Source organism: Kluyvera sp. NPDC087067, assembly GCF_044745165.1.
In the GTDB taxonomy this organism is placed as follows: Bacteria; Pseudomonadota; Gammaproteobacteria; order Enterobacterales; family Enterobacteriaceae; genus Kluyvera.
In genome coordinates, this window is sequence record NZ_JBIUZS010000002.1 from 441795 (window position 1) to 453839 (window position 12045).

The window sequence follows — 12045 nt, forward strand, 5'->3', positions numbered from 1 at the left end:
TGAGGGGAACCCGCAGACTACTTCAGCACGTAGCCATACAGTCGCATAATACCGTCGGCATCCTTTTCGCTGTATACCCCCTGTAGCTCCGGCGAGAAGCCGGGCAGCAGGTTGACGCCCTCTTCCAGCGCCAGGAAATAGCGCTGTACCGCGCCACCCCACACTTCCCCCGGTACCACGCACAGCACGCCCGGCGGATACGGCAGCGCACCTTCGGCGGCAATCCGCCCTTGTGCCTCACTGATGCGCACCAGCTCAACGTTGCCGCGAATAAATTCGCTATTGGCATCCTGCGGGTTCATCACTACCGCGGGCAGGCTCTCTTTGCGGAACATCGCCTTTTGCAGATCCTTCACGTCAAAGCTGACGTACAGGTCGTGCATCTCCTGGCATAGTTCACGCAGCGTGTAATCACGATAGCGTACCGGGTATTTGTTGTAGATGGTCGGCAACACGTCAGCCAGTGGCGTGTCGTCTTCGATGTGCTGCTCAAACTGTTCGAGCATCGCCACCAGTTGCGCCAGCTTTTCCGGCGATTCTGCTGGCGTGAGCAGGAAGAGGATCGAGTTGAGGTCGCACTTCTCCGGCACAATGCCGTTCTCACGCAGATAGTGAGCCAGAATGGTCGCCGGGATACCAAAATCGCTATAGCGTCCGGTTTCCGCGTCGATCCCCGGCGTGGTCAGCAGCAATTTGCAGGGATCGACGAAGTATTGATCCTGTGCGTAACCGTCAAAACCGTGCCAACGCTCGCCCGGCGCAAAGCTAAAGAAACGACGCTCACTGGCGATGGTTTCGGTCGGGTGATCCTGCCATAAACGACCCTCTACGACCGGCGGAATAAACGGCTGGATCATTTTGCAGGTCGCCAGAATGGCTTTGCGCGCTTCAATGCCTAACGTCACGCATTCTGCCCACAGGCGGCGTCCGCTCTCCCCTTCGTGGATTTTGGCGTTGATATCCAGCGCCGCAAACAGCGGGTAAAACGGGCTGGTTGAAGCATGCAGCATAAACGCGTTATTCAAACGCTTATGCGGGCAAAAGCGCGCCTGACCGCGAATGTGGTTGTCTTTTTTGTGGATCTGCGAGGTTTGCGAGAACCCGGCCTGCTGTTTGTGCACCGACTGCGTAACAAAAATGCCCGGATCGTTTTCGTTAAGATCCAGCAGTAGCGGCGAGGTGTCGGCCATCATATCGATAAACTGCTCGTAGCCGACCCACGCGGAGTCAAACAGGATGTAGTCGCACAGGTGGCCGATTTTATCCACCACCTGGCGAGCGTTGTAAATCGTGCCGTCGTAGGTGCCCAACTGGATAATCGCCAGACGGAACGGACGCGCGGCCTCGGCTTTCTGCGGATCCACTTCGCGGATTAGCTCGCGCAGGTAGGCATCATTAAAACAGTGCTCATCAATCCCGCCAATAAAACCAAACGGGTTGCGCGCCGCTTCCAGATAGACCGGCGTGGCCCCCGCCTGGATAAGCGCGCCGTGGTGGTTTGATTTGTGGTTATTGCGGTCGAACAGCACCAGATCGCCACGGGTGAGCAGCGCGTTGGTCACCACCTTGTTAGCCGCCGAGGTGCCATTGAGCACAAAGTAGGTTTTGTCGGCATTGAACACTTTCGCCGCGAACTTCTGCGCGTGTTTGGCCGAACCTTCATGGATCAGTAAATCGCCAAGCTTAACGTCGGCGTTGCACATATCGGCACGAAAGACGTTCTCGCCGAAAAAGTCATAAAACTGGCGACCGGCCGGGTGCTTTTTGAAAAATGCGCCGTGCTGATGCCCCGGGCAGGCAAAGGTGCTGTTGCCCATCTCAACGTACTGGGTCATGGTGTCAAAAAACGGCGGCAGGAGCTTATCTTCATAGCGACAGGCCGCGGCTTCCAGCTCCAGCCACTCCTGCTCTTTGCCCGCAATCACCGCGTTAACGCCTTCGGGCGCAATGATATCGTCCGACGTCAGTATGAACACCGGCAGATTAAAACCGGTACGCTTGAGCAAGGCCAGAATGCCGCTGTGGCTGTCCGCCACCGTGATGACGACTGCTGCAACATCGGTAAAGTCGGTACTGTCCAGCGCCACCACGCCGCGATGGGTAGATAGACGAGAGACCAGTTCACGACTGGCAGCAATGTTCATTGATTTCATAAGCGTAACGACCCGCCTGAGAAAGTAAAATCCCGGACAAAGCGTTAGCCTTGCCCCACGAAGCGTCTGGGTATCGCTGGGTTACAGCTCCGAATGCCAGACATCAGTAAAAGCAGACAGCGTCTAATCTTACTGTTGTCCTGCAGTGAGCGTGCGTCGTCTTCACCGCATGGTGAATGGTGAACGGGCAGGCCTTCGCCAAAAAGCAAAGTGGCAATGTAATGGCAAGAATGTCATTGCAGGCAGCCCCATCAGGAAGGAGAAATTTCGCGCAATCATTGCACCTTTATTCAGAGGGCGCAAGACGAAATCTTTATGCACCCATATCACGGAAAAGCAAGCACTGAAGCGGTTAATCAGTCCATAATAATGCAGGATCCCGAAATAATTAACAGGAGTGAATGTGGTCATTGGGCCTTTTATTAATGCCGGTGCGGTACTGTTCGGCGGTTTGATCGGTGCGCTACTTAGCCAGCGTTTACCGGAGCGTATTCGCGTGTCGATGACCTCAATTTTTGGTCTCGCCTCGTTGGGTATTGGCCTGCTGCTGGTGATCAAGTGCGCCAACATGCCGGTGATGGTTCTCGCCACGCTGGTTGGGGCGCTGATAGGTGAAGTCTGTTTCCTGGAAAAAGGTATCAATAGCGCGGTCTCCCGCGTACAAAAACGGATGCTCAAGCCCGGCAAAAGCAATCAGCACGAGAACTTTATTCAGAGCTTTGTCGCCATCATCGTTCTGTTTTGCGCCAGCGGCACCGGTATTTTCGGTTCAATGCATGAAGGAATGACCGGTGACCCGACGATTCTTATTGCCAAGTCGTTTCTCGATTTCTTTACCGCCATGATTTTTGCCTGCTCGCTGGGTTTTGCGGTCTGCGCTATCAGCATTCCCATGCTGGTTATCCAGCTGTCGCTGGCATTCTGCGCTTTTTTGATTCTCCCGCTCACCACGCCCGCGATGATGGCTGATTTTACCGCCGTGGGTGGCCTGCTGCTGCTGGCAACCGGCCTGCGCATCTGTGGAATCAAGATGTTTGCGGTGGTCAATATGCTACCCGCGCTGCTGCTGGCAATGCCGCTATCGGCAGCCTGGACGGCATTTTTTGCCTGAACTGACGTGCACAATGCGGGAAGTGGTGATAGATTGTGCAACTCGCCGCAAATTTCATAAATTTCATTGACGAGGCGCGGCGATTACGGTTTAATGCGCCCCGTTGCCCGGATAGCTCAGTCGGTAGAGCAGGGGATTGAAAATCCCCGTGTCCTTGGTTCGATTCCGAGTCCGGGCACCAAAATTTAAAAAAACCAGCCTAAGGGCTGGTTTTTTGCTTTTCAGAGTTACTGTAGATTTCTGGTCGCTTTGGCTTCTTGCCACAGCCTGGCTTCTACCATCCAGTCTGAGCATTTCCCTCTAGCAACTCCCTACTCTTCCGATCACTGAGCAGAGGTCTGCCAGTCTTCAAATTGCCAATCAACACTATTTCCAACGCGTATGCCTGCCTGGTAGATTCATGGCAGCAAGGCAACATCCGGGTTTTGTCCGGTCAGGAGAAGGCAAACAGCATCGCTTCTGATGTGTCCAAAGCGCTACCGCGCCGATAGGCTTACTCACTCCCTCATAATCCCAGAAAGGATTACCGGAGATCATTACGGTTCTCACTTCCATGGGTACCACAATTCAATTTGAGGCGGCTCTTCTCGTACTCGTAGCGGTCATCGGATTTAACTGCCCTATGACACAGCAGCGCATCTGCGGCCTATCCGCATACCGATGGCCCATCTTCCATACCGAATGATACGGATAATACAGGAAGTCGCGTACCTGAATGCCAGCATGGTTGAACACCGCCAGCAGTTCCCCACGTGACGTGTATTCGAACCGCGAGAGCATCATCGTCTCCCCCTTCCCCTCCGCGTCCACCATTGCTGGCTCATATGTCAACTACGCTGCCGTAGAAGTCCCGGCAATCATTAGGATAAAATGACGGAAAAATTAAAATTGTAAAATATATATTTATCAGAAATTACAGACAAATTTCTATCCAATATTTACCGTTCCGCTGCCGATTATCACACCACCACAATCTACAGCATCACCTGTTCTGGCTGCGGGTAACCCATCGATAAATACCGTTGAAGAACCACTGGCGATTTTTCGAGGATGTGCTGGATGCTTTAGCTTACTATGGGGCGTCAAGGGATCACCCAAACGGGCGGAGGGCATACCATCAATAAAGACTGTTGGAGAACCCGCTGTGATTACTGTTTCATGGTACCCATCATGCTGAGTACCTTTATCGTTAAGTTTTGCGGCTAAGGGCATATTTGCTCCTGGGACAACACACCTATGAATTTTCTATTTGTCAGGGATAATCTATAGAAATTATTACCCCTGCATATTAAATTCAGAACAAGAAATAAAAGGCTATTACCGGTTTGGTACTCAACGAACCAGCACTACCTTGTTATCGATGACAGCAAAGAATGGGTTCCACGAAAATATGCGCTTCCCATCAGCATTAAAAAATTGAATAGGAGACATTCTACTCGCACCACCAATCCCTAAGCAAAACATTCTATCATTCTGATAGGTCAATACTTTAAAAGTATCCCAGTCAGGATTTAAATTAACTTTTCCTTTTTGTACAGCGTTAACAATCCCGATTGAATTAAAAAACAGATCAGTATCATTGGTCAAATCTGTTTTAGCATACTCATCTAAGGCGAGAGAGTATTTTTTCTTAATAGTTGTGAGATCGCCGATCTTGAGATCATTTATTAATTCTTTATATGAATCTATTAATCTACTACGTAATGTTAAATCATTTATTTGTGGGGAAGCTTTAGTCCACTTCCATTCTGGTATACCTGAAACTGTAAATTTGCGATACGCAGTTAACCAGTTTTCAGGTTTTTCATCACCTTTAAACTTTATCCTGTTAGATATCCCTCTTATAATAGCATTACCTGTTTTGTCATTAATATCTTGAATGGAATATCCATTCGAATCTCTATATGATCTATTTCCCTTACCATCAAAAATCACTTTAAAATATGTCACCATATCATCCCGATTATTATTTACAGATCTAACTAACTTCACCTCACAGTAATACTCATCACTTTTCACCTCGGGTTCAGAAGGGAAAAATATTAGCCCAATATTATTTTCAGCATTGTTTTCCAACGCATCAGTAACATCACTACCTGTACTTATTGATCTTGATCCTTTTAAAGTACTGAGATAATCCAAACCATTTACAGATAAAATACAATTACTGTTTTTAGTATTAAAATATGCTGTATATCTTACATCATTCATATCATCACCACCAAAATAATTTAGTGAAAAAAATAAAAAGACAACTACTAGTAATTTTCTCATATAAAACCTTAAAAATTAATTTTATAGGGTGACACATCTTTAGTTAATGGCTTACATAAAACCCATTCACCTTCCCCTTCCTCCCAATAATCATTATTTCCGATATTTGTTTTATCTGCCTCAGCACTTTGATCCTCATTGGAGTCCCCAATATTCACTTTAATTTTATATTTCGCATACATTACAACCCCATTGTGATAAAAGGTAAGCTCTAAGTCTTTCTTTTGTTTCTCATCCAATGCAAAGCAACACTCAGCTGATATATTCGCTTCCGCGCTAAAAAATGCTTCGACCACAACAACCCTAAGTCCCGCTTCAACTTTCGACTCAAGAGACAAACTGAGCCTGCCTTCATTTTTGTCACCCAGTTCAGAGTGAAATTCATTATCTTCATCAGAGGCATAGCGATAGGATAGATTAACCTCCCCGGTGACAATAATATTCAAAACAGCTTTGGCATAAACACCATTTTCTCCACTTTTAACATCATCTTCCTGTGACTGTGCTTTTTCTCTGATTCTGGCAATATTTCTCTCCTGATGAAAATACGCAGCAAATTCCTGAATCAAATCAAGAGTGATAGTAAACTGAATCAATGGAGCCAGATTAACATCCACACCGCATTTAACATATGGTTTATTGTCTTTTCTGAGCAATAGTTCACCACTGCCTTTAATATTAAGCGATGGATATTTTATATCAACAGTGAGCAATTGTATTTTCTTATCATCCGCTCTAAAAAGATCAGTGACTGTATCAATTGTCTTTTCTGCATTTCTCAACAAGGATAATTTATCCTTATAACGCGTAAACTCTTTCTCTATCGTCTTTTTATAATCTTTACTAGCGCTTCCTACCGTAATTGAAGCGCTTCCGTCAATGTTAACACCCCGTGTGATGGCATATTTCCCGACACTCATTTGGTCATTTTGAGATCTGCCCTGAACAATATCATATCGTTCATCGTCAGTCAGTTCTTTAGTGCCGTCATTTTCAGAAGCAGCAATATTAACATCGACTTCCCAAACGAGTTTTGGATAAACGATTATACGAGTATCTACAGTGGTAAATATAGGATATTTCGCTCTATCATTCGCCGTCGTTTTAAGAGGAAAAATCATTTCCTGGATAGGTTGACCGAGGCATTCCCCAACTTGCAATGAATATTCAGTTCTATCTATTTTTTCGATACCTTCAAAAACAACATCAGTCAAAAATTTGACTATATCGAGATATTCTAATGTTTCATAAATATATCCAGATCCAGGTGTTTTTATGTTAACGTTACTGTTACCTTCCATTGTTAATTTGAGTTTCTCTGCGTAACTCAAATATTTCAATTTATTATCATTTCGGCCTTTTTTAAGCTGACTTAGATAGTATTCATTATATATTACGCCTGATGGACAATCTGGATTGCTACTAACACATGTTTTTCCTGTAAGTGTTGTTGTAATATCAACGCCCTCTGCGTCTCTATCGTGGAGATAGATAACAGGTAAAGATTCACCTTGTTTATATTCGTACGTTTCTTCCGGGACTGTTGTTATAATTTTAAGGGCATGCGTACAAGTATCAGGATTGTTACAGTTACATTTTGGTGAACCCGCTGTAAGGCTTATTGGCATTATAAAAAACTCCTTTCCCATGCTGGTATTACACCGTTAATATTTAGTAGTAATTGCTCTGCCCGATAATGCCCTGGGTGCGTAGTCCCTTCCAAAACAATCGCATACTGGTGAGGTATATCACTCAATTTAAAAATATTCTCTCTGGTAAATAATTTTGCTATTTCATCTATACTTCTTCGGTCTGTGATTCCTAAATTACGAAGGTAATTAAACAACTCACTCGCCCATTCAATAGAAACTTTATTCATAGGCAAGGATACTGCTCTCATTGTTTCAGCCAACTCTCTTACATATCGGCGTTCAAAGATAATTTCTAATAACGAATATTGTTCTTTGCTAATAGACATTAACTTCGATTTTATGGTTTGCGTTGCAGGATACCTTTCGTGAAGAGCTTTAAAAGAGACATCTTGTTGTAGCCGATAACTTGTTTCTATTCGACTAATATCGCCGAGGAAAAGATGTTTCTCCCAATCAGACAATACACTCAGAAAATCCCAAATATTGCGTGGATCATAAAAACGAAATATCACAGGCTTCGTTTCATTTGGAAGAATAACTTGCAAGTACTTTCTGAGATGTTGTCGCAATACACGCATCGTCGTTTTTGCTGTCAGATATATACCCCATGGACTAGTATTCCACTGTAGCCACTTCTCAACTGCTGGTGTTACTTCGAGCAAATAAGGTGCAAGCTCCACTAATTCAGGCTGAAGCGGTTCTGAATACAAACAGGCATGTGGTGGATTGTGTGCGGAAAGAAAATCCATAAGATCTTTCATGACAGCACCATCAATAATAGCGTAGCGAATAGGGAGCATTTTTATTCCTTATCCATCGGGCAATGAGCCACAAACATGGTACCTTCTCCTGCTGCTGCCTTCAGAATGGCCGGACGCATGGGCAGAATGACTTCTCCCGGGCTACCACTTCCATTAAGGTTTATCTTCGGCCCCCTGACATCGATGCCGCCTGCATGTACCACAATAAAAGAACCGCCTACACGAAGGCTGATTTTGCTGTCACTCTGAAGAACAATATCTCCCTGAACATTGATACCCAGCGTACCAGCCACTTTTTGGGCCAAATCACCTTTCACTTCTAAACCATGATTGCCTTCCACCAGGCTCACATGGTCCTTAGTTGTTTTATGATCCTGTTTCCCCTCCACCGTCACTTTTCGATCATTTGCCACAGCGAGGGATTCATCATGGCCAATACTCACTGTGCGATCATAATTTACCCGCACATCCTTACTATTGAGTATTTTCACCTGCATATTTTTCTGAGCATGCAGAAAAATCTCTTCATTATTGGTAGCATCTTCAAAGCGCAATTCGTTATAGCCGCTGCCCTTATACGACTTCGACCGTATCGTCATCTGCGTCTTCGTCCTCGGCAGGCCACCCGGCGGGGTATTTTGGGCGTGATAGGTTCGACCCATGATGATCGGCTGATCCGGGTCGCCGTTCAGAAAGTCCACTATTACCTCTTGCCCCACACGCGGGATAGCCAGATTGCCAAATCCGGCACCTGCCCATGCCTGCGCTACCCGGATCCAGCACGAACTGTCCTGGTCTGGTGGGTTATAGCGGTCCCAGCTGAATTTCACCCGTACGCGACCGTGCTCGTCGCAGAAAATTTCCTCGCCTTCCGGGCCAGTGACCACCGCTGACTGCGGGCCATCCACCGACGGCTTGGGCTGGGGTACCGGCCGCCAGGTCCTGTCTGCCGGGATCACCGTAAAATCATTCTCAAGGGTGGTGCCTGCGCCGGAACGTCCTGCCACTGCCTGCGGCTGGCTTCCTTGCAAATCACTGCTCACCACCTGCCATTCCCGGTTCAGACTCACCTGCGGATGTTCCGTCAGCGTGATACGCCGTCCCGGCCATATTGCCGGGGAACGGCTTTTCCCCTGGGCTTCTTCGGCATTATTGCGCCATCCCTCCATCTGCCAGCGGGTGAAGTTCTGCCCGTGTGCATCCTTGAAGCGTCCCGGATAGTCAAACACCTCGTACTGCGTGCGCTGGTAATCCTGATGTTCACCCTGGTGCTCAAAGCGGCCCGCCCAGCCCGGACGTTTGAAGGTGTAGTCCTTGCCGATAACGGAAGAAGGGCGTATCTGTGCGCTGTGCCGGAACTGGCTGATGCACGGCGTGCTCACTTCGCTGCGGGTATTAGGGTTCCACGGGATGTCAAACGCCTTCGGCAGAAAGCGCACCGTGTCGCACAGCACCAGGCTCTGGTCATCGCTGTCCGGTGAGTGCTCTTCGTAAAAGAACAGCCCTTCCTCCGCGGCCATCCGCGCCAGAAAGTCATAATCCGTTTCACCGTACTGCACGCAGAATTCCCTTGCCGGATGCGCCTCGCTGAACAACGGACTCCAGTCCGTGACCCCGTTTTCCTGAAGTATCGTCCCGAGGATGCTTTTAATGTCCTCATTCTGGAAAATTCGGGAGTTATGGCGCAGCGCGGCACGCCACAGCGGCGGACGGACTCTCATGTTGTACAGCATCTGGTGCCCGTCGTTTTCCCCCTGCTCAAACCAGGTCACAATGCCGTTCACCCGGCGCTGAATCTCCGTGCCCTGCCAGATTTTGAGGTGCGCTGGTTTTTCCAGTACCTGAGAGAAATCGATGCTGAGAAGTTGCTGGCTTGCCAGCGAAATATCGAGGGAGAAAAGTTCGGAGAAGGACTGACTCAGATGAAAGGACGTCACGACCAGCGCGTCCGACGGCAGGCCGTCCACCTCCAGTGTGAAACGTAATCCTGTAGACATTAATAACCTCATGAATTAACAGGGAAATAAAATCGCTTTTATCTGACAGCGGCGAATGACAGTACAGTGTTACGCTTACTTTCAGGCACGTTATCACCGCATTTTCCGGCGTCCACCATCTCCCGTAAAAAACGTAACCCCTTACTGGCACTGTTTTTTTGTTGCTAGCGCAAAAAAAAACAGCATCCCGCAAAAGCGGGATGCTGTTGATTCTTACGCTTCCAGCGGTGCACGCCAGTCGTCAGCACCGGAAGTACCTGACTTGACATGCTCCCACTCAATTTTGCGGTAAGCCAGTGAAACTTCGAGCAACTGCGTGAACTCACGCTTTTCTGGATCCTGACAGTGCGGCATATGAAGTTTCATATCCACAATTGTCGAATCCGTGAGGCGAGTGGTGAAATAATGTTCCTGTTTGCCTTCAACAGAGGTACGCCACCAGTGCAGTTCGGTTTTTGGCAGCATTTCACCGGAAGCCAGCGCGTTGTACAGTAGAGGCACAGCTTTGTTCAGCGCTACAGTAAAAATGAAAGGCTTATGCGAACGCTGACCACTCGGTTGCCCGGATTGCGGATCGGTTGGTACAGTCACGTTGTGCTGGAATTCTTGTACCAGCATTTCATCTTCATGACCCTGCACATAGATATTGCCGACTGAATCTGCGGTGAATGCACCAGCGGTAATATTTCCCTGGGTTTGCCCCGTAATTGAGATGTAACACGGTGTAGGCATTTATAAACTCCTTGTTAGTGATTAACGACTTCTTACATACATCCGCCGAAATAATTTCGACAGATAAAATAAGTAAACTATATGTCAAGTTCTATAACTTTAGCTTGCTTCATATAGAAGCTAAACCGAACAACTAGTAAAGGTAAAATATTCACGCAATAATTAAATAACACACTTATATATCCACAACACATATCGAAGTAGACGCATATAAAATAACCACAATATTTACCCATGGATATATATAATATCAATTAATTTTTATCATCTTATAGAAAGATATCATTCACCAGTCTTCTTACCACATGAAAATAACGTTTTTGTATGAATGGGTTCAAGACATCCCTACAAAAACAAATAAAAAATACCATTAAAAACAAAAACTTAGAAAATAAAACCAATCTAACAAACTTCTTTTGAGTCATTTCTTATTATATTGAGACTTCCTGAAATAAAATAACAAAGCAGAAGAATACTCCTGTATTTAATTTGAAAAAAGTGCTTCTCAAAAAAAAATCTATGCGTAAAATGATTACCAGAGTTTTTAATCGCACGGCATTCCATTGTTTCATGGCCTGTATGGAGATGCAGAAAATATAACGTAATCTGATGGATGATTTCTATGAGCAAAAATTATAACGGCAGCGTGGCACCTAAAGAACGCATTAATATTTCTTACGTTCCTAAAACTGACGGTGAGCCTTCTGAGGTGGAATTACCCCTCAATATGTTAATAGTGGGTGATACAGGTAACTCACAGGAAACAGCGCCACTTGATGAACGCCAAATGGTTTCAATCGACAAACACTCATTCAATTCAGTAATGGCAGAAGCAGCTATTAGCCTGAATTTTGCAGTTCCGGCAGTGTTGAAAGATGACGCAAAAGATGACGATGAGATGAACGTCTCGCTGGAAATCAAATCTCTCAACGATTTTTCACCCGACAGCGTGGCAAAACAGGTGCCGGAGATGAACAAATTGCTGGAGCTACGCGAAGCACTGACAGCATTAAAAGGGCCGCTGGGTAATTTACCTGCATTTCGTGCCCAGCTTCAGGCATTGCTGGAAAATGAAGAATCCCGCGAACAGTTATTACGTGAAATCAGCCAGGCAGAAAACCAGTAACCACTGTTTTCAGGAAGATTATCCTGGTATGGACTTGCGGAAAGATACAGCCAGAACCGATGACGCAATAACGCAGGCAGTAATACCGGTTAGGTATCAGCGGAACAAGCGGCAGCATCACGGAGTGTATTGACAGCGGCTCTTTACCAGAAGATTGGATGTCTGATGGATGAAATCATCCATACCAACGGGTACCAGCAGATGAAGCCACACTGGCGGAAGATGTTCTACTGACAGTG

The 12045-nt window shown here is 46.6% G+C and carries 9 protein-coding genes and 1 tRNA gene; 3 read left to right on the plus strand and 7 right to left on the minus strand.

Features of this window, described 5'->3' with window-relative positions; all coding sequences use genetic code 11:
* Positions 1 to 17 precede the first annotated feature (17 nt).
* Positions 18 to 2153, minus strand: a complete 2136-nt coding sequence (locus ACIPDS_RS07455; RefSeq protein WP_400734280.1) for an ornithine decarboxylase — start codon at positions 2151 to 2153, stop codon at positions 18 to 20.
* Positions 2154 to 2556: 403 nt separating this feature from the next.
* Here ACIPDS_RS07455 and ACIPDS_RS07460 point away from each other — a divergent pair, with 403 nt between their 5' ends.
* Complete coding sequence (locus ACIPDS_RS07460) at positions 2557 to 3264, plus strand: DUF554 domain-containing protein (RefSeq protein WP_400734282.1); 708 nt, start codon at positions 2557 to 2559, stop codon at positions 3262 to 3264.
* Positions 3265 to 3369: 105 nt separating this feature from the next.
* Positions 3370 to 3445, plus strand: a tRNA-Phe gene (locus ACIPDS_RS07465).
* Positions 3446 to 4191: 746 nt separating this feature from the next.
* On the opposite strand, the gene ACIPDS_RS07470 is transcribed toward ACIPDS_RS07465, so the two are convergent.
* From ACIPDS_RS07470 to ACIPDS_RS07495, 6 genes are all read right to left on the minus strand, one after another.
* Positions 4192 to 4476 carry a type VI secretion system PAAR protein gene (locus ACIPDS_RS07470; RefSeq protein WP_400734285.1) on the minus strand — a complete coding sequence of 95 codons (285 nt, stop codon included), beginning with the start codon at positions 4474 to 4476 and terminating at the stop codon, positions 4192 to 4194.
* A 120-nt stretch (positions 4477 to 4596) separates the two neighbouring features.
* Positions 4597 to 5538 carry a hypothetical protein gene (locus ACIPDS_RS07475; RefSeq protein WP_400734288.1) on the minus strand — a complete coding sequence of 314 codons (942 nt, stop codon included), beginning with the start codon at positions 5536 to 5538 and terminating at the stop codon, positions 4597 to 4599.
* A gap of 8 nt (positions 5539 to 5546) precedes the next feature.
* Positions 5547 to 7187 carry a hypothetical protein gene (locus ACIPDS_RS07480; RefSeq protein ID WP_400734290.1) on the minus strand — a complete coding sequence of 547 codons (1641 nt, stop codon included), beginning with the start codon at positions 7185 to 7187 and terminating at the stop codon, positions 5547 to 5549.
* Positions 7166 to 7990 carry a DUF4123 domain-containing protein gene (locus ACIPDS_RS07485; RefSeq protein ID WP_400734293.1) on the minus strand — a complete coding sequence of 275 codons (825 nt, stop codon included), beginning with the start codon at positions 7988 to 7990 and terminating at the stop codon, positions 7166 to 7168. Before ACIPDS_RS07485 ends, ACIPDS_RS07480 begins: the two co-directional genes overlap by 22 nt.
* Before the next feature lie 2 nt (positions 7991 to 7992).
* Positions 7993 to 9948 (minus strand): type VI secretion system tip protein TssI/VgrG, encoded by a 1956-nt coding sequence (gene tssI, locus ACIPDS_RS07490; RefSeq protein WP_400734295.1) that lies wholly within the window; start codon positions 9946 to 9948, stop codon positions 7993 to 7995.
* Between the two features lie 213 nt (positions 9949 to 10161).
* Positions 10162 to 10680: an Hcp family type VI secretion system effector gene (locus ACIPDS_RS07495; RefSeq protein ID WP_400734297.1), complete on the minus strand. Its 519-nt coding sequence runs from the start codon at positions 10678 to 10680 to the stop codon at positions 10162 to 10164.
* Between the two features lie 622 nt (positions 10681 to 11302).
* Between ACIPDS_RS07495 and tssB the strand changes: the two genes are divergently transcribed.
* A complete protein-coding gene (tssB, locus tag ACIPDS_RS07500) occupies positions 11303 to 11806 on the plus strand; it encodes a type VI secretion system contractile sheath small subunit (RefSeq protein WP_400734299.1) in 504 nt (167 codons plus the stop codon).
* The last annotated feature ends 239 nt before the right edge of the window (positions 11807 to 12045 follow it).

What these genes read in the sequence shown, in the direction of transcription:
- ACIPDS_RS07480 (WP_400734290.1), bottom strand. Translation starts at nt 7,187, where the DNA reads ATGGGAAAGGAGTTTTTTATAATGCCAATAAGCCTTACAGCGGGTTCA.
- ACIPDS_RS07485 (WP_400734293.1), bottom strand. Translation starts at nt 7,990, where the DNA reads ATGCTCCCTATTCGCTACGCTATTATTGATGGTGCTGTCATGAAAGAT.
- ACIPDS_RS07475 (WP_400734288.1), bottom strand. Translation starts at nt 5,538, where the DNA reads ATGAGAAAATTACTAGTAGTTGTCTTTTTATTTTTTTCACTAAATTAT.
- tssI (WP_400734295.1), bottom strand. Translation starts at nt 9,948, where the DNA reads ATGTCTACAGGATTACGTTTCACACTGGAGGTGGACGGCCTGCCGTCG.
- tssB (WP_400734299.1), top strand. Translation starts at nt 11,303, where the DNA reads ATGAGCAAAAATTATAACGGCAGCGTGGCACCTAAAGAACGCATTAAT.
- ACIPDS_RS07470 (WP_400734285.1), bottom strand. Translation starts at nt 4,476, where the DNA reads ATGCCCTTAGCCGCAAAACTTAACGATAAAGGTACTCAGCATGATGGG.
- ACIPDS_RS07495 (WP_400734297.1), bottom strand. Translation starts at nt 10,680, where the DNA reads ATGCCTACACCGTGTTACATCTCAATTACGGGGCAAACCCAGGGAAAT.
- ACIPDS_RS07455 (WP_400734280.1), bottom strand. Translation starts at nt 2,153, where the DNA reads ATGAAATCAATGAACATTGCTGCCAGTCGTGAACTGGTCTCTCGTCTA.